At 68.5% G+C, this 23,109-nt stretch carries 20 protein-coding genes and 1 pseudogene; 11 read left to right on the forward strand and 10 right to left on the reverse strand.

The genetic code is table 11. From position 1 onward, the window contains the following. Window positions 1–22 precede the first annotated feature (22 nt). Window positions 23–1,156 carry a BTAD domain-containing putative transcriptional regulator gene (locus ACIHA7_RS36160; RefSeq protein WP_397296003.1) on the reverse strand — a complete coding sequence of 378 codons (1,134 nt, stop codon included), beginning with the start codon at window positions 1,154–1,156 and terminating at the stop codon, window positions 23–25. 550 nt (window positions 1,157–1,706) lie between these two features. Here ACIHA7_RS36160 and ACIHA7_RS36165 point away from each other — a divergent pair. Next, entirely contained in the window at window positions 1,707–2,711 is a 1,005-nt protein-coding gene (locus tag ACIHA7_RS36165) for an acyl-ACP desaturase (protein WP_397296005.1), read from the forward strand. Between the two features lie 68 nt (window positions 2,712–2,779). Here the strand turns inward: ACIHA7_RS36165 and ACIHA7_RS36170 are convergent, their stop codons facing one another. From ACIHA7_RS36170 to ACIHA7_RS36180, 3 genes and pseudogenes are all read right to left on the reverse strand, one after another. Then, window positions 2,780–3,496, reverse strand: coding sequence for a DUF998 domain-containing protein (locus tag ACIHA7_RS36170; RefSeq protein WP_397296007.1), 717 nt, complete (start codon window positions 3,494–3,496; stop codon window positions 2,780–2,782). Beyond that, complete coding sequence (locus ACIHA7_RS36175; RefSeq protein ID WP_397296009.1) at window positions 3,493–4,665, reverse strand: lipase family protein; 1,173 nt, start codon at window positions 4,663–4,665, stop codon at window positions 3,493–3,495. The genes ACIHA7_RS36170 and ACIHA7_RS36175 overlap by 4 nt, the downstream gene beginning before the upstream one ends. A 210-nt stretch (window positions 4,666–4,875) precedes the next feature. Continuing rightward, a pseudogene (locus tag ACIHA7_RS36180) lies at window positions 4,876–5,112 on the reverse strand (carbohydrate ABC transporter permease); the annotation flags it as partial. Between the two features lie 533 nt (window positions 5,113–5,645). Between ACIHA7_RS36180 and ACIHA7_RS36185 the strand changes: the two are divergent. Continuing rightward, window positions 5,646–7,199, forward strand: coding sequence for a phytoene desaturase family protein (locus tag ACIHA7_RS36185; RefSeq protein ID WP_397296010.1), 1,554 nt, complete (start codon window positions 5,646–5,648; stop codon window positions 7,197–7,199). A gap of 2 nt (window positions 7,200–7,201) precedes the next feature. On the opposite strand, the gene ACIHA7_RS36190 is transcribed toward ACIHA7_RS36185, so the two are convergent. From ACIHA7_RS36190 to ACIHA7_RS36200, 3 genes are read right to left on the reverse strand one after another with little or no spacing between them, the layout of a single operon-like run. Further along, on the reverse strand, window positions 7,202–8,185 hold the full coding sequence (locus tag ACIHA7_RS36190) for a zinc-binding dehydrogenase (RefSeq protein ID WP_397296012.1): 984 nt from the start codon (window positions 8,183–8,185) through the stop codon (window positions 7,202–7,204). 15 nt (window positions 8,186–8,200) lie between these two features. Next, window positions 8,201–8,623, reverse strand: coding sequence for an organic hydroperoxide resistance protein (locus ACIHA7_RS36195; protein WP_397296014.1), 423 nt, complete (start codon window positions 8,621–8,623; stop codon window positions 8,201–8,203). A 2-nt stretch (window positions 8,624–8,625) separates the two neighbouring features. Continuing rightward, complete coding sequence (locus tag ACIHA7_RS36200; RefSeq protein WP_397296016.1) at window positions 8,626–9,093, reverse strand: MarR family winged helix-turn-helix transcriptional regulator; 468 nt, start codon at window positions 9,091–9,093, stop codon at window positions 8,626–8,628. Between the two features lie 251 nt (window positions 9,094–9,344). Between ACIHA7_RS36200 and ACIHA7_RS36205 the strand changes: the two genes are divergently transcribed. After that, on the forward strand, window positions 9,345–10,145 hold the full coding sequence (locus tag ACIHA7_RS36205; protein ID WP_397296018.1) for an SAM-dependent methyltransferase: 801 nt from the start codon (window positions 9,345–9,347) through the stop codon (window positions 10,143–10,145). On the opposite strand, the gene ACIHA7_RS36210 is transcribed toward ACIHA7_RS36205, so the two are convergent. Beyond that, complete coding sequence (locus tag ACIHA7_RS36210) at window positions 10,142–10,924, reverse strand: IclR family transcriptional regulator (RefSeq protein ID WP_397296020.1); 783 nt, start codon at window positions 10,922–10,924, stop codon at window positions 10,142–10,144. The genes ACIHA7_RS36205 and ACIHA7_RS36210 overlap by 4 nt on opposite strands. 87 nt (window positions 10,925–11,011) lie before the next feature. Between ACIHA7_RS36210 and hutH the strand changes: the two genes are divergently transcribed. The 5 genes from hutH (at window position 11,012) to hutI (ending at window position 17,970) form a co-directional block, all read left to right on the forward strand. After that, complete coding sequence (gene hutH, locus ACIHA7_RS36215; RefSeq protein WP_397296022.1) at window positions 11,012–12,571, forward strand: histidine ammonia-lyase; 1,560 nt, start codon at window positions 11,012–11,014, stop codon at window positions 12,569–12,571. Window positions 12,572–12,634: 63 nt separating this feature from the next. Next, entirely contained in the window at window positions 12,635–14,287 is a 1,653-nt protein-coding gene (hutU, locus tag ACIHA7_RS36220; protein WP_397296023.1) for a urocanate hydratase, read from the forward strand. Between the two features lie 37 nt (window positions 14,288–14,324). After that, window positions 14,325–15,524 (forward strand): allantoate amidohydrolase, encoded by a 1,200-nt coding sequence (locus tag ACIHA7_RS36225; RefSeq protein ID WP_397296025.1) that lies wholly within the window; start codon window positions 14,325–14,327, stop codon window positions 15,522–15,524. Further along, on the forward strand, window positions 15,521–16,825 hold the full coding sequence (locus ACIHA7_RS36230) for a formimidoylglutamate deiminase (RefSeq protein WP_397296027.1): 1,305 nt from the start codon (window positions 15,521–15,523) through the stop codon (window positions 16,823–16,825). The genes ACIHA7_RS36225 and ACIHA7_RS36230 overlap by 4 nt, the downstream gene beginning before the upstream one ends. Continuing rightward, on the forward strand, window positions 16,813–17,970 hold the full coding sequence (gene hutI, locus ACIHA7_RS36235; RefSeq protein WP_397296029.1) for an imidazolonepropionase: 1,158 nt from the start codon (window positions 16,813–16,815) through the stop codon (window positions 17,968–17,970). The genes ACIHA7_RS36230 and hutI overlap by 13 nt, the downstream gene beginning before the upstream one ends. Window positions 17,971–18,066: 96 nt before the next feature. On the opposite strand, the gene ACIHA7_RS36240 is transcribed toward hutI, so the two are convergent. Together ACIHA7_RS36240 and ACIHA7_RS36245 are read right to left on the reverse strand one after the other, a co-directional pair. Beyond that, window positions 18,067–18,504 (reverse strand): DoxX family protein, encoded by a 438-nt coding sequence (locus ACIHA7_RS36240; RefSeq protein ID WP_397296031.1) that lies wholly within the window; start codon window positions 18,502–18,504, stop codon window positions 18,067–18,069. Between the two features lie 273 nt (window positions 18,505–18,777). After that, complete coding sequence (locus tag ACIHA7_RS36245) at window positions 18,778–19,899, reverse strand: PQQ-dependent sugar dehydrogenase (RefSeq protein ID WP_397296032.1); 1,122 nt, start codon at window positions 19,897–19,899, stop codon at window positions 18,778–18,780. 118 nt (window positions 19,900–20,017) lie between these two features. Here ACIHA7_RS36245 and ACIHA7_RS36250 point away from each other — a divergent pair, with 118 nt between their 5' ends. The 3 genes from ACIHA7_RS36250 to ACIHA7_RS36260 all read left to right on the forward strand — a co-directional run bounded on the left by ACIHA7_RS36250 (window position 20,018) and on the right by ACIHA7_RS36260 (window position 23,098). Next, window positions 20,018–20,917, forward strand: coding sequence for a LysR family transcriptional regulator (locus tag ACIHA7_RS36250; RefSeq protein WP_397296033.1), 900 nt, complete (start codon window positions 20,018–20,020; stop codon window positions 20,915–20,917). 82 nt (window positions 20,918–20,999) lie between these two features. Then, window positions 21,000–21,584, forward strand: a complete 585-nt coding sequence (locus ACIHA7_RS36255; RefSeq protein ID WP_397296034.1) for a TetR/AcrR family transcriptional regulator — start codon at window positions 21,000–21,002, stop codon at window positions 21,582–21,584. Window positions 21,585–21,595: 11 nt separating this feature from the next. Beyond that, the gene (locus tag ACIHA7_RS36260; protein WP_397296337.1) at window positions 21,596–23,098 is read left to right on the forward strand and encodes an FAD-dependent monooxygenase; all 1,503 of its coding nucleotides are present in this window, start codon (window positions 21,596–21,598) and stop codon (window positions 23,096–23,098) included. Window positions 23,099–23,109 lie beyond the last annotated feature (11 nt).

Here is a 23,109-nt window from a genome sequence, read left to right on the forward strand (position 1 = left end):
AACGACGCACCAACGGCGGACCTCAGCCCGGCGGATCCGGCGGCACCAGCGTGAAGGTCAGCGCGTAGTCCCCGATCCGGATCACCGCGCCGTCGGCGAGCGCGACACTGTCCATAATGCGCATGCCGTCTACGAATACTCCGTTCGAGGACAGCAGATCCTTGATCACATAGGTGAGCCCGTTGTGCAGTATCGCCGCGTGATGCCTGCTCACCTTGCCGTGTTCGAGCACGATGTCGTTGTCCGGCAGTCGCCCGATCCGGGTGATCGTGCCCATGATCGCGTAGGTGTCACCGGAGCGTTCGCGCAACAGTGCCGTCGGCCCGCCGGAGCTCTGGTCGACGATCGTCGTCGCCCGCAACGACGCGACGGCGGCCTTCGCGCGAATCTCCAGCGGCTCCTGCCGGAGGATCCGCGCCTCCAGCTCCCGAATGGGCGGGCTCGGGTCGATGCCGAGCTCGTCGGCGAGGGTGGCCCGCAGCCTACGGGCCGCGTCGAGCGCGTCGGACTGACGGCCGTCCACATACAACGCGGTGATCAGCTGCTCCCACAGCGGTTCGCGCAGTGGATACTCCGCCGCAAGCAGCGCGAGCTCGGACACAACGGCTTCGGCCCGGCCTTCTGCGATATCGGCCTCGGCCCGTGCTTCGATGGCGCTGAGCCGATCGTTGTCGAGCACCGCGGCATAGGAGTCGGCGAAACCGAGCCCGCGCAGATCGGCGAGCACCGGCCCGCGCCACTGACCGAGCGCGCTGGACAGCAACTCGCTGGCAGTCCGATAGCGTCCTGCGCTCAGTGCCCGCACGCCCGCCTCTTTGCGCACCCGGAACCGCTGCACATCACTCGCGCCGTCGGCCACCGCGACCCGGTAGCCCGCACCCACCTGCGCGAGTATCGCCCGCGCGTCGAGTCCATTGTCGCGCAACGGTTTCCGCAGATTCGATACGATCGTGTGCAGGCTCACCCGAATGTCCGGCGGTGGATTGTCCTCCCACACCGCCTGCGCCAGTGCCTCCACCGACACCGGTCGATTCGCGTTGCACACCAGATATGCCAGTACCGCCCGTTGTTTCGGACCGCCGAGGGGCTGCTCGACCCCGTCGATCGTCAACTCCACCGCGCCGAGCACGCCGAACCGCGCGCGAGTTTCGGGCATAGCGGCACTCCTCACGACGTGACACCGTTCACACGTCGCCTGTGAGCGTACCGAGGCGACCCGGCCGACAGAGCCGCAACCGCGCAAGAAACGCCCGTGCCCGCACCCCGCCGTGTGCGGTGTTATCCCTGGTCTGCAAGGTTTCTCGGATGTCGCAGAGCGCCGCGGCGCGGCCTGACCGGGTCGCAGTGGCGGTTGACACGCGGAGAGTCGGGCCAGCCGAGACGGTCGACGGTCGTGCCCGAGTTCCCTGCCCACTCCGTGAGATCCGATCCGACCGCATAGCAGCCGACCCGCGCCGATGACACCGCCGTTTTCGGCGACGGCAGTCTCTACGTCGAGCTACCTCGACTCCGTCCGGCAGATCGAAGTTCAGATCCGCACCGCCACCGATGACACCGCCCTGGTCAGGACTGCCACCAGTTCTGGGGGCACGAGGATGGCCAGTTGAATTGCCACCTACGGATCCGTAGGCTCGCGGAGGTTGTCGCGCTGGCGGTCGTGCTCGAGTCAGCGCCAGGTGAGCCAAAACGTCTGAGGGGTAACGCAAATGGGCAGAAATCTGACCCAGCTCGAGCTGCTCACTGAGCTCGAGCCCGTCGCCGAGGAGAACGTCCATCGGCATCTGTCGATGGCGAAGGCCTGGCACCCGCACGACTACGTGCCGTGGGACGAGGGTCGTAACTTCGCGGCGATGGGCGGTGTCGACTGGGATCCGAGCCAGTCGCAGTTGTCCGAGGTCGCCAAGGCGGCGATGATCACCAACCTGCTCACCGAGGACAACCTGCCCTCCTACCACCGGGTGATCGCGGAGAACTTCTCGCAGGACGGCGCGTGGGGCACCTGGGTGGGTCGCTGGACCGCCGAGGAGAACCGGCACGGCATCGTGATGCGCGACTACCTGGTGGTCACTCGCGGTGTCGACCCGGTCGAGCTGGAGAACGCGCGCATGATCGCGATGACCACCGGCTTCGATCCGCTGGCCGTCGCCAAGTACGGCACCATCGATCCCAGCGAGGTGCCCGATGCCGGGTTCCTGCTCGGCGTGGCCTACGTGACCTTCCAGGAGCTCGCCACCCGCCTGAGCCACCGCAACACCGGCCGGGTGTGCAACGACCCGATCGCGGACAAGATGCTGCAGCGCATCGCCGCCGACGAGAACCTGCACATGATCTTCTACCGCAACATGTGCGGCGCGGCCCTGGACCTGGCGCCCGATCAGGCGATCGAGGCAATCGCGTTGACGCTGATGAACTTCCAGATGCCGGGCGCGGAGAACCCGAACTTCCGCCGCTACGGCGCGTTGATGGCCAAGCACGCCATCTACGACATGCGCCAGCACCTCGAGGACGTGGTGATGCCGGTGCTGCGCATCTGGAAGATCTTCGAGCGCAATGACTTCACCGCCGCGGGCGAGCAGATGCGCGAAAAACTGGCGGACTACCTAGCGAAGTACGAGCGGGACATGCTCAAGTTCGAGGAGCGGCGCGATCGGATCGCGGCGCGCCAGGCCGGCAAGCGCGACTCGGCCGCGCTCACCACCACGCTGCGCTGATCGGCCGGGTTCACGGATCGGTCACAGCCCGGCGAGGGCGTTGCGGCAGGGGGCGGAGTGCTGCACCGTCAAGCCGCAGCACCCGCAGGCCGTACCGCCGTGCCGGGCACGTGAATACGAGGCAGCGCGACGATCAGGACGACGCCGGTGAGGATTCGCCAGACGACGAAGGGGTCGATGGCGAGGCGTTCGGCGGTGCCCGCGCCGAGGCCGAGGTGGTCCGGGGCGAGGCTGGCGACCATGCCGAAAACGGTGACGGCGATCAGCGCGAGAGTGGCTGCGGTGTAAGCGCGATGGGTTCGGTAGAGGCGGGCCACCAAAAGCATGATCACCAGCCCGGACAGCAGCTCCAAATAGGCGCCCGCCGGGTGGAGCACCGCGCGCAATTGGTTGCCGCCCGGCACTTCGCCCGCGCTACCGGGAAAAGTTCCGACCAGCACGATGCCGACGCAGTTGATCGCGGCCAGGTAGGGGATTGCCCGCCCGGCTGGGGTTTTCGGCAGCAAGGGCAGCAGCAACAGGGCTGCCCCGAGCACCAGCACGCCGAGCAGCACGAACTCGGCCGACATCAGCGCGTGCCACGGTGAACAGATGTAGCGGGGTGTCGTGGCCCCGTATTGCGCCATGTCACCGAAGCATTCGGGCACGCCGAGGTCGCTGATCATGTTCTCGGCCCAGCTGTAGGAGTGCGGTTCCTGCCATCGGCCACCGACGACGAGCTGGGCCACGTAATAGGTGACGGTCAGGATCAGCAGCGCCGCACCGGCTTTCAACCGGCCGGTCATGTGCGGCAGGTCGTGGCCGGGACGGGCGCACCCGCGAAACGGTCATTGATCCACGCGGTCATCAGATCGCCCCGGGCCCGCCAAGCCTCGTGCCCGCCCGGCAGCACGTGGTCGACCAGGTTGATGCCGAGCCGGCACATGTCGGCGACGGCCTGGTCGCCCCACGCGGTGTTGACCAGGTCGTCTTTGTCGCCGCGCGAGATGAAGGTCGGGATGTCGGTGGCGACCTTGGGCAGGTTCCCGGCGGCTTCGTAGTCGGCGAGCGCCTGCCGAGCCGCGTCGTCGACGAACTGCGCGGCCGCGGGCGTCGCCGCCTGACCGACGGCGAAGTCCTTCAGCGTGGATTGGCCGGTGCAGAGTCCTTCGAGCCGCGGTGCCGCCGAGAGCAGCGGTCCGTGCAGGACCTTGTCGTACGAGTAGTCCGGGTTGTCGTAACGGACAGCCGCCACCAGGTAGGGCAGCAGCAGGTACTGGCCGATGGTCAGCGTCTGCGACTGCGCGGCCAGCGCCAGTTCACTGCGCAGCGCGGGAGACAGCAGCACGTTGCCGAGGATCTTCAGCTCGGGCGCGTAAGTCTTCGCCGTCTCCGCCGCCGACTCGGTGGCCCGCCCGCCCTGGGACAACCCGACGAGCACGACCTCCTTGGACACCGGCAGGCCCAGCTGCTGTGCCGCCCGAATCGAATCGAGTACGTCGTATCCGGAGGACTGCGCGTGCAGATACGGCGCCGAGCCGGGGCCGTCGAGACCCTGGTAGTTGGTCATCACCACGGCCTTGTGGGCGTCGAGCAGATTGGCGACCGTGACGTCGTTGCCGAACAGCCCTGGATCACTGGTCGGCGCGCAGCCCGTGGCGACCCCCGAGGTGCCGTGCCCGTAAGCGACCAGTGGCCAGCCGCCCTCTGGTGCAGTGCCCTTCGGCAAGTACACCGCCCCCGACACCTCGATCGGCGAGTTGTCCGGAGAGGTCGAGACGTACCGGAAATAGGTCGCCGACTCCGCGGCCGCCGAGATCTTGGGACCACCGTTGGTCAGCGGCCGCTGCGCGAGCAGCGTGCCCGGCTTTTGCGGCGCTTCGGCGGCGGTATCCGAGGACGACCCGCAACTCGCGGCGACCAGCACCGCGGCCGCCGCCAGCGAAACCCACGTCAATGCTCTCTTCGGACGCACGTTCCATTCGCTCCTTCGACTCTGCCGCGCACCGTTCTCGATCCCCCGCAATAGTCACCATCGTGCGTCGACGATTCGCCCTGCTCGGCACCGGTCGACGCACCTGCGTGACAGTCCAACAAGATCAGGATGTCCTGTGATCGCGGTCTCCGCACCGCCGAGTGACCGGAATCTCAGTGTGCCGATCGATTCGTTACCGACCAGCTGAAACTACTTAAGCCCCGACCGGACGAACGCGTTCACGATGTGGCGCTGCAATAACAGGTACAGCACCAGCATGGGCAGACAGGCCAGGCTCGCCAGCGCCTTTATCGGTCCCCGCTGATCGCCCTCGGTGCCCATGAAGCTGCGCAACCCGAGCTGGAGCACGCTGTTGAACTGCCTCAGCGCCGCCGCGGGCCAGAAGGGTTTGGTCCAGGCATTGATGAACAGCGCCGATGAGATCGCGAACACCTGTCCGGCCGTGCGCTTGCTGCCGCAGGAAGGCACGCCCTTCCGCCCATCATCGATATCCGGGCTGAACACAGCGACCCACCGTTTATTGCTGCAGGCCCGAACCTTTACTCGCCGCGGTGGAGGCGGAGGGAGCTCCACGCGGGATAGTGGTGCACTTGGAGCGGTTTGTGCCGCGCCCGATGGAGTTCGCGCCGAACTGGCCGTTCGAGGTCCGATTGGCCGACGGCGGTCGAACATTCCGGATCAATGCCAACCAATCCATCGCCGAGGTACCAGAGCGAGCCCGCATCGGCATCGTGACTCCCTGCCGCGAAGACTTCTGCGAAACAGCCGTTCTCGCAGGCGATATCGCCCAATTCAACCCGCTACACACCGCTGCGGAGCAGGACCGCGGCGACACCCATGATGCTGTGCGTCTCGCGTGCGAGGTCGGACGTGCTCGTCCTGGACCGCTGACCTGCCGCAGCGCGGGTTTTCCGGGTGTTGCGGGTGTCGATCGCCCGTATTCGTGCTATCGAGGACGGATGAAGCCGATTCGGTCGTCCTATGACGTGGTGGTGGTGGGCGGCGGCCACAACGGGTTGGTCGCCGCCGCGTATCTGGCGCGAGCCGGCCGGTCGGTGCTGGTGCTGGAGCGGCAAGGGCATACCGGGGGTGCCGCGGTGTCGGCCACGGTGTTCGACGGGGTGGACGCCCGGTTGTCCCGGTATTCGTACCTGGTGAGTTTGTTGCCGCGCCAGATCATCGATGAGCTGGGGCTCACGTTCGCAACACGGCGTCGGCGAATCTCGTCGTACACGCCGGTCGGGCAGGGCGGCCTGTTGGTGGATACCGGCTCGGGGCAGCGCACTCGCGACAGTTTCGTGCGGCTCACCGGTTCGGATCAGGATTTCGTTGCCTGGCAACGGTTTTACGCGATGACCGGGCGGCTGGCCGAGCGTGTGTTCCCCACGTTGACGCGACCGCTGCCGTCACGCGCACAGCTGCGCCGAGTGGTCGACGACGAATTCGCCTGGACCGCGTTGTTCGAGCGGCCACTCGGCGAGCTCATCGAGTCGGAGTTCGTCGATGACACAGTCCGCGGCGTCGTGCTCACCGACGCGTTGATCGGCACGTTCACCCAGGCGCACGACCCGACGCTGAAACAGAATCGCTGCTTCCTGTATCACGTGATCGGTAACGGCACGGGGGACTGGGATGTGCCGGTGGGCGGCATGGGCGCACTCACCGATGCGCTCGCCGACGCGGCGCGCGCCGCGGGCGCGGAAATCGTCACCGACTGCCCGGTCACCGGAGTCGACACCGACGGCGCCACCGCCGAGGTCAGCTATCCGGACGGCGTGGTCGGCGCGGGACACGTGCTGGTGAACGCCGCGCCACACGAACTCGCCCGGCTGCTCGGCGCACCGGCGGAGCCGAAACCCGAAGGCGCGCAACTGAAAATCAACATGCTGCTGACGAGGCTGCCCCGGCTGCGGGACAGTTCGGTGGACCCGAGGGAGGCGTTCGCCGGGACCTTCCACATCGGCGAGTCCTATGCGCAGCTGGACCGGGCCTACGGCGAGGCCGCGATCGGCCGGATTCCGTCCGCGCCCCCGTCGGAGATCTACTGTCACACACTGACCGACCCGTCGATCCTGTCCCCGGAGCTGGCTGCGCAGGGCGCCCACACCCTCACCCTGTTCGGATTGCACACTCCCGCAAAGCTTTTCGCCAAGGATCCGCCCGGTGTGAAGGCCGAGCTGGTGAAAGCGACCATCGCTCAGCTGGATTCGGTGCTCGCCGAACCGATAGGCGAGTGTCTGGCCGTGGACTCTCACGGCGCACCGTGTCTAGAGGCGAAGACCCCGCTCGACCTCGAACAGGAGGTCGGCCTACCCGGCGGTCATATCTTCCACCGCGACTTGGCTTTCCCTTACCGCACCGACGACGACGCGACCGAACCCGCCGCGCGGTGGGGCGTCTCGACCGGCCTGCGCAACGTGTACCTGTGCGGCGCGGGCACGGTCCGAGGCGGCGGCGTCAGTGGCATTCCGGGTCACAATGCCGCCATGGCCGTCCTCGAACCACGCCCGTAGCGTCAGACCTTCGGTGCCAGCGCGATTTTCGCGCTACGCCCCGGGCTCTCGGTGGCCACGGCGGCGTCGGCCGCCGAATCCAGCGCGTAGGTGGCTTCGACGTCGAGCCGGAGCACGCCCTGCGCCGCCGCGGACACGAGTTCGCCGATCAACCGCTTACGGTCCTCGGCCGAGGTCTCCTCGATCCGCTTGGAACCCCAGAAACCCTTGACCACAATCTGCTTGAAGATGAGTTCGCTCGGACTGAGCGTCAACGGCTGACCGGACAGCGCGCCGAACGAGATCAGCTGCCCCTTCGGCGCGAGCAGGGCCGTGGCATCGCTGGCCGCGCGCCCGCCGACCTGGTCGACCGCGCGCACGATCGGCGCGCCGGAGGTTGCGGCGACGGCCGCGTCCCGCCAGCCTTCGGCCTCGGTGTCGAAGACCGGCTCGAAGCCCGCCGAGCGTAAGGCCTCGACCGACTTCGGCCCGCGCACGAGATTGAGTACGTTGATACCGCGTTGCCGCGCAAGCACATTCACGAGCCGACCGACCGCGCCGTTCGCGGCGTTGATCGCGATCCAATCGCCCGCGGCCACCTCGAGATCTTCCAGCAGCATCAGCGCGCTGAGCGGCATGGCCAGCAACTGGGCGGCGGTCTCGTCGGATACCGCATCCGGCACCGGCACCACCTGGGCGGCCTTGACGACGAAGTAGTCGGCCCAGACATTCTGCGCGCCGGACACGGTAACCCGTTGGCCGACAGTCAATCCGGTCACGCCCGCGCCGAGCGCGTCGACCCGGCCGACGCCTTCGGTGCCCGGGATGGCGGGCAGCGGCGGCTTGTAACCGTACACGCCGCGCACGATCGCGAGGTCGTGATTGTGGATGGGCGCGAGGACCAGCTCCAGCCGTACCTCGCCCTCGCCCGGTTCCGGTAGCGGCCGCTCCGCCGTGGTCAGTACGTCTTTGGGCTCGCCGAAACTCTCGATGACTACCGCACGCATGCTCTGCTCCTTCGTTCAGTCTTCGGCGACGACGACGTCGACGTCGATGTTGCCGCGGGTGGCGTTGGAGTACGGGCACACCTGGTGCGCCTTGTCGGCGAGGGCTTGGGCCTCCTCGCGGGACAGATGGGGCAGCGACACCTCGAGGGTTACCGCGAGTGCGAACCCGCCCGCGTCGTTCGGCCCGATGCCGACCTTCGCGCCGACGGCGGAGTCGTCGATGTTCGCCTTGGCCTGCTTGCCGACCAACCGCAGCGCCGAGTGGAAGCAGGCCGCGTAACCCGCCGCGAACAGCTGCTCCGGATTGGTGCCCTGGCCGCTGCCGCCCATCTCTTTGGGCGCGGCCAGGTCGACGTCGACCTGGCCGTCGGTGGTGCGGGAGTGTCCGTTGCGGCCGTCGCCGGTCGCCAGTGCTTCCGCGGTGTAGAGGATCTGCATGTCTATTCTCCTTCGTTCGGTGACGCAGGCACTTCGTTCCCCGAAGCCGCCAGCGCGGCGGTGAGCCTGCGCAGGGTTTCGCGTAGCGCCAGGAACTCGTCCATGGAAAGGCCGCAGGCCGCAGCCATCTCGGCCGGTATGTCGCGGGCCTGGGCCCGCAGTTCGCGCCCGCGTTCGGTGAGCTGGATATCGACGCGACGTTCATCGGCGGCCGAGCGCGTTCGCTGCACCAGGCCCGCCGCCTCCAGCCGCTTGAGCAGGGGAGACAGCGTGCCGGAGTCCAACGCGAGCGCCTGGCACACCTCGCCGACGCTACGCCCGTCCCGTTCCCACAGGGCGAGCATCACCAAGTACTGCGGATAGGTCAGCCCGAGCCGCTCCAGCTTCGGCCGGTAGACCGCGGTCATCGCCCGGGACGCCGCGTAGAGCGGGAAGCAGATCTGCTCATCGAGGGTCAGATGATCGGTCATGTCCAATAATCTAGCCCGCAACTATATTGTGCACAACCGATATCCCTGTGTTCCCGGTCACGGGCTGGAACGTTGCAAGATGTAGAGTGTCGGAGCCCACCGGGCTGGCGAGAAGTGCCCGCCGCGGGTTCCGTGGAACGCGCGACTCGTGTCCGATCTGACACTTCGGTGTTTATGTCGTAATTCGCCGACGCGGGCCCTTGGACGCTTGTACAGTCAGCCGGACGTACCACCTCTCGAGGAGCCGCATCATGGTCCGCGAAAGCGATCGGCTGATCCGCACCGATGTACCGCATTCCGCACGAATCTGGAATTACTGGCTCGGTGGTCAGGACTATTACGAAGTCGATCGGATAGCCGGTGAATCGGGGGAATCGGTGTTTCCCGAAATCGGCACCATGGCGCGGCAATCGCGGCGGTACTTGATACGCATGGTGCGTTATCTCGCCGCCGAGTGCGGCATCCGCCAGTTCCTCGACATCGGCACCGGATTGCCCACCATGCAGAACACGCACGAGGTCGCGCAGGGTGTCGCACCGGAATCCAAGATCGTCTACGTCGACAACGACCCGCTCGTCCTCACCCACGCTCGCGCGTTGTTGATCAATACCACCGACGAAGGCGTCACCGCGCTGATCGAGGCGGATTTCCACAACACCGATCAGGTGGTCATCGAGGCGCGCAACATTTTGAACTTCAACAAACCGATTGCCGTGATGTTCATGGGTGTTCTCGGCCACGCGCGCACCTGGGATGACGTTATCCGGATCACCGGCGCGCTACAGGAAGCCATTCCGTCCGGAAGCTATTTCGCGATGTATGAGGGCACCAACGAAGATCCCCGGCTGGTGCGCCTTTCGGACTACTACTCCAAAACCGGTGCCGTTCCGTACTACGTGCGCAGCGTCGACCAGGTCCGCGAAGTCTTCAAGAACCTCGAACTCGTGCCGCCCGGCATCGTGCCGGTCAACCATTGGCGCCCCGACGACCCGGAGACCGCGAACGCGGAACCGCCCTCCGCCGCCTGGGGCGGCGTCGGTCGCAAGCCTTAGGTGGACCGGCCGCCGATGCGCTGAGTGAGACTGTCCGCGGTGACCCGCACCCGGCCCGCCAGCGGCGCCCAGTCCGCCGGACACGGCGTGGCCTCGCAGTGGTGGCGCAGCGTGACACTGATCGCCGCGATCGGGCGCTGGTTGTGATCGAAGACCGGATACGCGACCGAGGCGAAACCCGGTGTCACATGACCGTCTTCGCACGCCCACCCGCGCTTGCGCTCGGTGGCCAGGATGCTGCGCAGCGACGCCAGCGAATTCGGCCCGCGCTCGGTCCGGCGGACGAACGACGACGCAGACGGGAACAGCGCACGGATCTGCGCGGCAGGCAGGTAGGCGAGGATCGCCCGACCGCAGGCCGTCAGGTGCGCGGGCAGCCGCACTCCCACATTGGTGACCAGCGTTTCCGGCCGTGAGGGGCGCTCCTTGATGAGATAGAGCAGTTCGTTGCCGTGCAGCACCCCGAGGTGCGCGTTGTGGCCGACCTCCTCGACCAGTTCGCGCAGCAGCGGCCCGGCCAGCCGCTCCAGCGGATCGTGGCGCAGGTACGCGGAGCCGAGTTCGAACGCGGCGATGCCGAGCCCGTAGCGGCGCTCGCTGGGCAGCCGGGTGACGAAACGGGCCGCTTCCAGCTCGCCGAGCAGGTGATAGGTGGTGGACCGGGGCAGCCCGAGTTCGCGCGCGATCGTCGAGGCCGAGATGGGCCCGGCCCGGCCCGCGAGTAGTTGCAACACCGCCAAGCCGCGGCGCAACGCCGGGACGTCGCTGCTCGTTCCCATGCCATCTCCTCGGCGAGTCTTGGATATCAGACAGATTCGGACCGACCCTCATTCTCCACTGCCCGCCGCGACGGTGGAATGGTGCCCATGCCCGAAACTGCACAGCTACCGACCGTCGCCCTCGACGGACCGTTGACCGGGGAGCAGGTCGTCGCCGTCGCGCGGCTCGGCGCGAAGGTCCACCTGAGTGCGGCCACCGAGGACCGGCTGGCCGCGGCGCGGGCGCACGTCGACGCGCTCGCCGCGGGCACCGTGCCGACCTACGGCGTGTCCACCGGCTTCGGCGCGCTGGCGACCCGCCACATCCCCGAGGAGAGCCGCACCGCCTTGCAGCGTTCGCTGATCCGCTCGCACGCGGCGGGGGCGGGCCGGCCGGTCGAGCGCGAGGTGGTTCGCGCGCTGATGGTGCTGCGGTTGCGCACGCTGGCCACCGGCCACACCGGCATCCGGCCGGAGACCGCGGCCACGCTCGCCGCGCTGATCAACGCCGACATCACCCCGGTGGTGCACGAGTACGGCTCGCTCGGCTGCTCCGGCGACCTCGCGCCGCTGGCCGCCGTGGCGCTGGCGCTGATGGGCGAAGGCGATGTCATCGATGCCGCGGGCAACGTGACCGACGCGGCAACGGCCTTGCGCGCCAACGGCATCAAGCCCGTGGTGCTGGCCGAGAAGGAGGGGCTGGCGCTGACCAACGGCACCGACGGCATGCTCGGCATGCTGACCCTCGCGCTCGCCGACCTGCACATGCTGCTCGACATCGCCGACCTCACCGCGGCCATGAGTGTGGAGGCGCTGCTCGGCACCGACCGGGTGTTCGCCGCCGACCTGCAGGCGCTGCGCCCGCACCCGGGCCAGGCCCGCTCCGCGGCGCGGATCACCGCCGCCCTGGCCGGTTCGGAGATCGTGGCCAGTCACCGCGGGCCGGACTGCAATCGGGTGCAGGACGCCTACTCGCTGCGTTGCGCGCCGCAGGTGCACGGCGCGGCCCGCGACACCGTCGCGCACGCCGAACTGGTCGCCGGTCGCGAATTGGCCGCCGCTGTGGACAATCCCGTGGTGCTGGCGGACGGCCGGCTGGAGTCCAACGGCAACTTCCACGGCGCGCCCGTCGCCTACGTGCTCGACTTCCTCGCCATCCCGGTGGCCGACGTCGCCAGCATGGCCGAGCGCCGGACCGACCGAATGCTCGATGTCGCACGCTCACACGGGCTTCCGGCCTTCCTCGCCGCCGATCCCGGTGTCGACTCCGGGCACATGATCGCCCAGTACACCCAGGCCGCCGTGGTGAGCGAGCTCAAGCGCCTGGCGGTGCCCGCGTCGGTGGACTCGATCCCGAGCAGCGCGATGCAGGAGGACCACGTGTCGATGGGCTGGTCCGCCGCCCGCAAACTGCGCACCGCGGTGGACGGTCTGACCACGGTGCTTGCTGTCGAATACCTCACGGCCGCAAGGGCATTGGACTTCCGTGCGCCGCTGCGCCCGGCCCCTGCCACCGCCGCCGCCCGCGCGCTGCTGCGCACCGCGGTCGACGGCCCCGGCCCCGACCGTCACCTCGCTCCCGAGATCGCCGCGGCCGAGGCGCTGATCCGCTCCGGCGAACTCACCCGCGCGGTCGCCCCGCACCTGGCGTCGTCGAACGGGTCCTGACTTGTCAGACATGTGCCGCGGCGCTGCCCCGCACGCGGCGGAATTTCATCGGAGGTTGGTTCTATGAGTCGGATAGTCCGGGCGGCGCGCGGCGCGCAGCTCACTGCCAAGAGCTGGCAGACCGAGGCGGCGATGCGGATGCTGCACAACAATCTCGATCCCGAAGTGGCCGAGCGCCCTGAGGATCTGGTGGTGTACGGCGGCACCGGGAAGGCGGCCAGGAACTGGGCCAGCTTCGACGCGATCACGCAGAGCCTGACCACACTGGAGGCCGACGAGACGCTGCTGGTGCAGTCGGGCAAGCCGGTCGGCGTGTTCCGCACGCACGAGTGGGCGCCGCGGGTGCTGATCGCGAACTCGAATCTCGTTGGTGACTGGGCGAATTGGCCGGAGTTCCGCAGGCTCGACGCGCTCGGGCTGACCATGTACGGACAGATGACCGCGGGCTCGTGGATCTACATCGGTACCCAGGGCATCCTGCAAGGCACCTACGAGACCTTCGCGGCGGTGGCGGACAAACGCTTCGGTGGCACCCTCGCAGGCACCCTCACGCTGACCGCGGGCCTCGGCGGCATGGGCGGCGCGCAACCGCTGGCGGTCACCATGAACGACGGCGTCGCGCTGGTCGTCGAGTGCGACCCGGCCCGGGCGCAACGGCGGGTGCAGGAACGCTACCTGGACGAGATCGCGACCGACCTCGATGACGCGGTGATGCGGGTGACGAGCGCGCGCAGGCAGCGAAAAGCATTGTCGGTCGGCCTGATCGGCAACGCGGCCGAGGTGTTGCCGCAGCTGCTCGCGCGCGGCCTCGATCCCGAGATCGTCACCGATCAGACTTCCGCGCATGACCCGCTGGCCTACCTCCCGCGCGGCATCGCGGTGGAGGACTGGACCGACTACGCGACGAAGAAGCCCGACGAGTTCACCGAGCGGGCCCGCGAATCGATGGCCGAGCACGTCGACGCCATGCTCGGTTTCCTGGACAAGGGCGCCGAGGTCTTCGACTACGGCAACTCGCTGCGCGGCGAGGCCGCCCTCGGCGGCTGCGCGCGGGCCTTCGATTTCCCCGGCTTCGTCCCCGCCTACATCCGGCCGCTGTTCTGCGAGGGCAAGGGCCCGTTCCGCTGGGCCGCGCTCTCCGGCGACCCGAAGGACATCGCCGCCACCGACCGCGCCATCGTCGAGCTGTTCCCGGAGAACGAGTCGCTGCGCCGCTGGATCAGAATGGCGAGCGAACGTGTTGCCTTCCAAGGGTTGCCCGCTCGCATCTGCTGGCTCGGCTACGGCGAACGACACCTGGCCGGCTTGCGTTTCAACGAAATGGTCGCCAGCGGTGAGCTTTCGGCGCCGGTGGTGATCGGCCGCGATCATCTCGACTCCGGCAGCGTCGCCTCCCCGTACCGCGAGACCGAGTCGATGGCCGACGGTTCCGACGCCATCGCGGACTGGCCGCTGCTGAACGCGCTGCTCAACACCGCGTCCGGGGCGACGTGGGTGTCCATCCATCACGGCGGCGGCGTCGGCATGGGCCGCTCCATCCACGCCGGGCAGGTCTGCGTGGCCGACGGCACCGCGCTGGCGGCGCAGAAGATCGAGCGCGTGCTCACCAACGACCCTGGCACCGGCGTGATCCGGCACGTCGACGCCGGGTACGAGCGCGCGACCACGGTGGCCGCCGAGCGCGGTGTCCGCATACCCATGCACGAGGCGCCGTGAACCACACCGACGAGCACGGTACGACAGGAGCAACGCGGTGGGCGTGAACCAGCTGATGGGCGAGATCGCCGGCGTCGGACGCGACGCCAGGCGCGGCGGCTACTCCCGGCACGTCTACGACTACGCCGACTTCGAACTGCGCGACTGGTTCATCGACCAGGCTCTCGACAGTGGCCTGGACGTGCATACCGACCGCAACGGCAATATCTGGGCTTGGTGGGGAAATCCAGGCAGCGCCGCGGTCGTCACGGGCAGCCATCTCGACTCGGTGCCTGGTGGTGGCGCCTACGACGGTCCGCTCGGGGTGGCCAGCGCGCTCGCGGCGGTGGAGATACTGCAGGGCAAGGGTTTTACCCCGGCCAAGCCGCTGGCGCTGTTGGTGTTCGCGGAGGAGGAGGGCGGCCGGTTCGGCGTGCCGTGCCTCGGTTCCCGGTTGCTCACCGGTGCCATCGACCCCGATCGGGCGCGAAACCTGCGCGATACCGACGGTGTAACGCTCGCCGAGGCGGCGGTGAAGGCAGGCCATGATCCGAAGCGCTTCGGAGCCGATCCCGAATCACTGGCCCAGATCGGCTGTTTCGTGGAACTGCACGTGGAGCAGGGCTGCGGACTGATCGAGTTGGACAGCCCGGTCGCCACCGGCAGCAGCATCATCGCGCACGGGCGCTACCGGTTCTCCTTCTCCGGGCAGGGAAATCACGCGGGCGCCACCCGGCTCGCCGATCGGCACGATCCGATGCTGCCCGCCGCGACGGTCGTGGCGGCCGCGCGCCGGGCCGCCGCCGCGATGACCGACGCCCGTGCCACGGTGGGCAGGCTGGTGCCCACTCCCGGCGGCACGAATGTCATCGCGTCCACCGTCGATCTGTGGCTGGACGCCCGTGTTTCGGGGGAGGGCCGTACCGCGGCTCTGGTCGAGGACATCACCGCGGCGGCGCGGGCGGCCGCCGAGGCGGAGGGATGCGAGCTCACCGTCACCGAGGAGTCCTACTCGGACGACGTCGTTTTCGACGAAACCCTCCGTAGCCGCATGGACAAGGTGCTCGGCGGAGTGCCCGCGCTACCGACCGGTGCCGGCCACGACGCAGGCATCCTCGCCGCGCACGTCCCCTCCGGCATGCTGTACGTGCGCAACCCGACCGGCATCAGCCACGCCCCCGAGGAGTACGCCGAGCCTGCCGACATCGACAGCGGCGCAGAGAGTCTCGCGCGGGTGCTGGAGGAACTCGCCGGATGACCGTCTACTGGGCCGAACACGCGTGGCTGCCGGACGGACCGGCCGCGGCGGTGGCGATCGAGGTGCACGGGGCGGTGATCCGGTCGGTGACCCGCGACGCCGAACGGACGGGCACGGTGCTGCCCGGACTGACCATCCCCGGCTTCGCCAACGCGCACTCGCACGCCTTCCACCGTGCGCTGCGCGGACGCACGCAGCACGATCAAGGCACGTTCTGGACCTGGCGGGAACGCATGTATGCCGTTGCCGCCCAACTAGATCCAGACTCCTACTATCGGCTGGCGCGCGCGGTGTACGCCGAGATGGTGCTGGCGGGATACACCAGTGTCGGCGAGTTCCACTACCTGCATCACGCGCCGGGCGGCGCGCGGTACTCGGATCCGAACGCGATGAGCGGGGCACTCGCGGCGGCTGCAGAGGACGCCGGTATCCGCCTCACTCTGCTCGATACGTGCTATCTGGCCGGGGGATTCGGGGCGGAACTAGGGGAGCACCAACTTCGATTCAGTGACGGCACGGCAGACGCGTGGGCCGAACGTGCCGCCGCGTTCGTGCCGAAGCCGGAGCTGGTCCGGACCGGTGTCGCCGCGCACTCGGTGCGTGCGGTACCCGCGGCGGCGTTGCCGGTAATCGCCGATGCGGCTGAGGGCCGACCGGTGCACGTCCACCTGTCCGAGCAGCCTGCTGAGAATGCCGATTGCCTTGCCGCACATGGCTGTACACCGACAGAGCTGTTGGCGCAGGCAGGCTTGCTCGGCCCGCAAACGGTCGCGGTGCACGCCACGCACCTGACGAACGCCGACATCGCCCTGCTCGCCGACAGCGGCAGCCGCGCCTGTTTCTGCCCCACCACCGAACGCGACCTCGGCGACGGCATCGGCCCCGCCCGCACCCTCTCGGACGCCGGCGTAGGCCTGTGCCTCGGCACCGACAGCCACGCGGTGATCGACGCCTTCGAGGAGTGGCGCGCCCTCGAACTCGACGAGCGCCTGGCCAGTCGGGCCCGTGGTCGTTTCACCCCGGCCGAGCTCTACCGCGCCGCGACCGACCACGCGTCCATCGGCTGGCCCGAGGTCGGCCGGATCGCCCCCGACGCCGCCGCCGACCTGGTCACCATCGATCTCGACTCCGTTCGTACGGCGGGCACCGCGCCCGCCGCCGCGCTGTTCGCCGCGACCGCGAGCGACGTCCGGTCGGTGCTCGTCGCGGGCCGTCCCGTCGTGTCCGAGCACCGGCACCTGCGAATAGAACATCCGGAAACCGTGTTGCGCGAGGAAATCGAGGCACTGTGTCGACCCTGATCACCGGTATCGGCGAACTCACCACCAACACCGAGGACGGCCCGCTGCGCGACGCCGCGGTGGTGCTCGACGGCGACCGGTTCGCCTGGATCGGCCAGGCCGCCGCCGCACCCGCCGCCGACGATCGGATCGACGTCGACGGCCGGGCCGCTTTGCCCGGCTGGGTCGACAGCCACACCCATCTCGTCTTCGCCGGTGACCGCACCGCCGAATTCGAAGCCAGGATGGCGGGGCGGCCGTATCGCGCGGGCGGCATCGCCACCACCGTCGCCGCCACCAGGGCCGCCTCGGACGACGAACTGTCGGTCAACCTGGCGCGCCACATCGCCGAGGCGCGCAGGCAGGGCACCACCTGTCTGGAGACGAAAACCGGCTACGGCCTCAGTGTCGCCGACGAGCTCCGCTCGGCCCGGCTCGCCGCGGCCGCAGCCGACGAGGTCACCTTCCTCGGCGCGCACCTCGTCCCGTCCGAAATGGCTGCCGACGCCTACCTCGACCTGGTGTGCGGGGAGATGCTCGATGCCGTCGCCCCCAACGTGCGCTGGGCCGATGTCTTCTGCGAGACAGGCGCTTTCGATCAGGACCAGTCCGATCGGGTGTTGCGCGCCGCGCACGCCCGCGGCCTCGGCCTGCGCGTGCACGGCAACCAGTTGGGGGAGGGCCCCGGCGTTCAATTGGCGGTGCGCCACGGCGCGGCGAGCGTCGACCACTGCACCTACCTGACCGACGAGGACATCGAGGCCCTCGCCGCCTCCGACACCGTCGCCACCGTGCTACCCGCCTGCGACCTGTCCACCAGGCAGCGTCTCGCCCCGGCCCGTGCCCTGCTCGACGCGGGCGCCACCGTCGCGCTGGCCACCAACGCCAACCCCGGCAGCTCCTACACCACCTCGATGGCCTTCTGCGTCGCCACCGCCGTCCTGCAGATGGGACTCTCGATCGCCGAGGCCGTGCACGCCGCCACCGCGGGCGGCGCGCGGGCACTGCGCCGCGACGATGTCGGCGTCATCCGGGTCGGCGCCCGAGCCGACCTCCAGGTGCTCGACGCCCCCTCGGTCACCCACCTGGCCTACCGCCCCGGCGTGCCATTGACCTACGCGGTCTGGCGGCTCGGCCGCGCGGTCCGCGTCCCGATGTTCGACTGAAGCGGTCGCCGCCAACCCGACGGCGACCGAACCGGGAACGCACGACCGGCGATCGGTGGGCAGGCCACCGATCGCCGGTCGTGCTTTATTGATGTGTCAACGCGAGAGCGAGTTGCGCAGATCGGTGATCGTGGCGCGGCGCTCGTAGGCGATCCAGGCGAAGATCGCGGCGAGCACCAGCGGGAAGATCGCCATCGCAGGCTTGTCGGCGATGAAAGCCTGCGTCGCGGCGGCCAGCACGGTGAGCACGGACAGGCCCGCCGCGGCCAGGGCGCTGAGCCGCGGCACCATCAGACCGATACCACCCGCGACCTCCACCACGCCGATGAAGATGAGCAGCCCCAGCGGGATGGTCAGATTCTCGGGGGCGTTCTCCATCAGTTTGGTCGGAATAACGAGCTTCGGCCCGCCGGAGGCGATGATGAAGAACAAGCCGAGCAGGACCTGCAGGGTCAAGAGCACGCGGTCACGGACCTGACCCGGACGGTAGGTGGCGTTGTCGGAGAAGTTGGCGGCGGAGTTCGCGGTGGTCATTTCTGGTCCTTCTGGTCGGTCGCGCTGGGTTGGAAGCGCGTTCACCAGGTAGGACGGGGCACCGTCACAGAACTCATCGCTGTCCGCGAAAATTTTTTCGAACCCTTGGGGCGGTCGAGGAGCGGTCGGCCCGAACTCGAGCCACCACGTTGAAGACCGCGATGACCAGAGAGAAACCGAAACCGGAGAGCAGGGCGCCGACGGCGAGATCGCGATTTGTCCCCACCGAGACCTAATACCCGAACACGTGGGGGTTCGCGCACGGGCGGCTGCTCACCGGGCCGGGAAGCGAAGGACCCGATCGTCATTCGGGCCTGGGTCGCCGCGCCCATCGGTGTTGGAGGTGGTGAGCCAGAGCGCTCCGTCGGGCGCGACCATGACGGTGCGTAGCCGACCGTACTTGCCGCGCAACACATCCCGGGCCGGTCCGACCGCGCCGTCGCGCAACGGCACGGTCCATAGCCGGGCACCGCGCAACGCTGCGACAAAGAGTGTGTCTCCGGCGATCGCGATGCCGGAGGGTGACGCCTCCGCGGTGGTCCATGTCGTCAACGGTTCGACATATCCACGATCCGTGCCGCCCATCCCTTCCACCGCGGGCCAACCATAGTTGCGCCCCGGCTCGATCCGATTGATCTCATCGAACCGGTTCTGCCCGAACTCCGCCGCGAAGAACCGGCCGTCGCGATCCCAGGCCAGTCCCTGAACATTGCGATGCCCCAGGCTGTAAACCGGCGAGCCGGGAGTCGGATTGTCCTCGGCGGGTTTGCCTTCCGGCGTCAGCCGCAGAATTTTCCCATTGGGGCTCGCCGGGTCCTGCGATCGCGCGGTCTGTCCCGCGTCGCCGGTCCCGACGTACAGCATGCCGTCCGGCCCGAACGCGATCCGCCCACCATTGTGGTTGCCGGCCTTGGCGATCCCGTCGAACACCACTTCCGGCCGCCCATCGAGCCGGAATCGTACGATCCGATTGTCGGTGTCGGCGGTGAAATAGGCGTAGATGTAGCGGTTTTCGTCGTACCGCGGTGACAAAGCCAATCCGAGCAGGCCGCCTTCACCGCGCGCGACGACGCCGGGCACCTCATAGACCTGTTCCGGCGGGTGGCCCGGCCCGATCCGCAGGATCCGCCCGGAATCCCGCTCGGCCACCAAGGCATTGCCGTCGGGTAGCAACGCCAGCCCCCACGGCACCTCGATATCGTGCGCTATCTCCTCTGCCGCCCCGAGATCGGGCGCGCCCGACGGTGTACTGGGCGCGGTGCTGTGCACCGTCGGGGGAGCGGGTTCGGTCCGCTCGCCGCTGTCGCACGCGCACAGCACGCCGCCGACCAGCAAGACGGCGCCCACCACACCGACGGTGCGCCGGCGCGCGAACCTGACATTTCCAATACCCATGCGGGCACCTCCGACACCATTTTCAAGGCCCGCGGCGCGCGGGAAGAAGCCGCATCGGTTGGCCGCGCAGCACGGGCGGTAGCCTGACCCAGTCTTGTCCCCGAACCACGTTGAGGTCATGGAACTTCGTCAACTGAGGTATTTCGTCGCGGTGGCCGAGGAGCTACATTTCGGCCGGGCGGCGGAACGACTGATGATTGTGCAATCGTCGGTCAGCCAGCAGCTCGGCCGGCTCGAACGCGAGCTCGGTGTCGTGCTGCTGGAACGCTCGCCTCGTAGCGTCCGGCTCACCGAGGCCGGGGCGGCGTTCCTGCCTGCCGCGAAGAAGGTGCTCGCGGCCGAGCGGCGCGCGCGGACCAGCGTGGCCGATTTCCTCACTCCGCCCACCGTGCTGCGCATCGGAACGAGCCGGGGTATGGGCGAGCGGCTGGAGCGGCTGCTCGTCGCGCTCAAACAGCACGCGCCAGGGGTGAAGGTGGAATTGACGTCGGCGGCCCTGGGGCAGCGGCTGCGTAAAGTGTCCGAATACGAATGGGACGCGGCCTTTCTGCGCGGTGAGGTGACGGCGCCGGAGGGCGTGCAGCAGATCCCGGTGTGGTACGACGAACTGGTCGTCGCCCTGCCCGCCGATCATCCCTCGGCCGCCGAACGGTGTGTCGATCTCGCCCAGCTCGCCGAGCTGCCGCTTTACCTGACCAACCGGCAGAACAACGCACTGCTCGACGATCTCGTGCTGACCGCCTGCGGCAAGGCGGGATTCGAACCGGTCTTCGGTCCCGAGCAGGTGTCGATCCAGGAGACCCTCGCCGCGCTCGGCGCGGGCGCCGCCGGCTGGACCGTCCTGTACGCGCCGCACGCTCGCCTGCTGCACAGCAGCCGGGTGGCCTTCCTGCCGGTCTGCACGCCGGGCGTGCTCGCGCTGCCCACGGTGCTCGCCGTGCGCACCAACGCCATGGAGCGGTTGGAGCCGCTGCTGGCGGCGTGCCGGGACGTCGCACTCGGCGACCGAACTCTGTAATCGCGCCGTCGGCCTTGTGCCGAGTCGCGGTTTTACGCTAGCTTCGAAGAGAACGAAACCGTACCGTTCACTTGGAGGATCTGTGGTCAGGGGCGCGGAACGCGAACAGGCGATACTCGCCGCCACCGTCGAGCTGCTCGGCGAAATCGGTTACGCGGCAATGACAATGGATGCCGTCGCGGCGCGGGCGAGGGCGAGCAAGGCGACCATCTACCGGCGGTGGCCCGGAAAACCCGCGCTGGTGCGGGCGGCGATGGACGCGCACGACGCGGCGTATGTCGCGCGGATACCGGACACCGGGACGGTGCGCGGCGATCTGATCGCGGCCTTGGTGGCGTTGACCGCGCAGGTCGACGACCACTACGTGACCATGATGACCGGCCTGATGCACGCGATGCGCGTGGATACCGAACTCGGCGACGCGCTGCGCGCCCACGTCGCGGACGAGGACCTCGGCCCGTTCCGCACCATCGTCGAACGCGCCGTCGCGCGCGGCGAACTGCCCGAGGGCACCCCAACCGAACTGGCACATCAGGTATCGGAGGGACAGATCATGCGCCGGATGTTTCTGGGCGAGCCGCTCGATCGAGCGTTCCTGACCGATTTGGTCGACGAGCTACTGCTGCCGATCCTCACCCGCACTTTCGTGACGAAAGAAGACAGATGACGACCACGGAGCTGCCGGTGCTGGTCGTTGGCGCCGGACCCACCGGGCTGACGCTGGGCTGCGATTTGGCCCGGCGTGGCATCGAGTGTCTGGTGGTGGACAAGGCGGCTGCGCTCTTCGCCGGCTCGCGCGGAAAGGGTCTACAGCCGAGGACGTTGGAGGTCTTCGACGATCTCGGTGTGCTCGACGCCGTGTTGGCGGCCGGGGCGCCGTTCCCGTCGTTCCGCATGTATGCGGGCACACAGGTGCGGTGGACGCGGACGCTGCACGACATGCTGGGGATCGCGCCGCTCGACCGTGGCCGAGGCGTGCCCTATCCGGACGCGTGGCTGCTGCCGCAGTGGCGCACCGACGAGGTACTCAGGGACCGGCTGCTCGAACTCGGCGGTCGCATCGAAATGGGCACGGAGCTGGTCGATTTCGACCAGGACGACGCGGGCGTCACGGCGACGCTCCGCCGTGACGGCGTACTCGAGCGAGTACGCGCGCGATATCTGGTCGGCGCGGACGGCGGCGGCAGTTTCGTACGCAAAACGCTCGGCGTCGGCTTCGAAGGCGAAACCTTCGAGACCGAGCGGACCTTGATCGGCGACGTCAGGGCCGAGGGACTGACCGGCACCTACTGCCATATCCTGACCACCGGCGATGTGCGGGAACGCTTCTCGCTGTGGTCGATGCCGGGGACCGACTACTACCAGTTCGTCGCGTCGATGACCGCCGATGGGGTGCCCGAGCTGACGGTGTCGGCCGTGCAGCAGATCCTCGACGAGCGGTCCGGTCGATCGGATATCCGGTTGTTCGACCTCGATTGGATCTCGGTGTACCGCGTGAATGTCCGCATGGTGGACCGCTTCCGAGTGGGCCGGGTGTTTCTGGCAGGCGACGCCGCACACGTGCATTCGTCGGCCGGCGGGCAGGGGTTGAACACCAGCATCCAGGATGCCTACAACCTGGGCTGGAAGTTGGCGGCTGTGCTGTCGGGCGCTCCGGACGGTTTGCTCGATACCTACGACGACGAGCGGTTCCCGATCGCGGCACAGGTCCTCGATGTGACGACGCACTCGCATCGCCGCAATTTCCGATCGCCGGAGCCGGGCGAGGGAAGCCCAGACATCTTCCAGCTGAAGCTCGATTACCGTGGCGGACCGTTAGCCGTGGATATGCGTGACAACCCCGGCGCGGTGCGGGCGGGTGATCGTGCGCCCGACGCTCTATGCGTACAGGGCCGCCTGTTCGATCTGTTCCGGGGTCCCCATTTCACGCTGCTAGGCTTCGGCACGGATACCGCCGCGTCGGTAGCCGAAGTCGTTCGTGCACAGGGGGTTAGAGTCCGAGCCCATGTGCTCGAGCCAGATGTGGCCGGTGACGACACCACGCCTACCGTCGGTTCGGCCTTCCGCAACTACGACATCGATCCAGCCGAGCCGGGCACGCTGGTGCTGATCCGCCCCGACGGTTACATCGGCGTCGTCGCCACAGATCCCGCGCCGATCCACGACTACCTGAACTGGTGAGTCCGCGACCC

This window comes from Nocardia sp. NPDC052316 (genome assembly GCF_044547795.1).
Lineage (GTDB): Bacteria > Actinomycetota > Actinomycetes > Mycobacteriales > Mycobacteriaceae > Nocardia.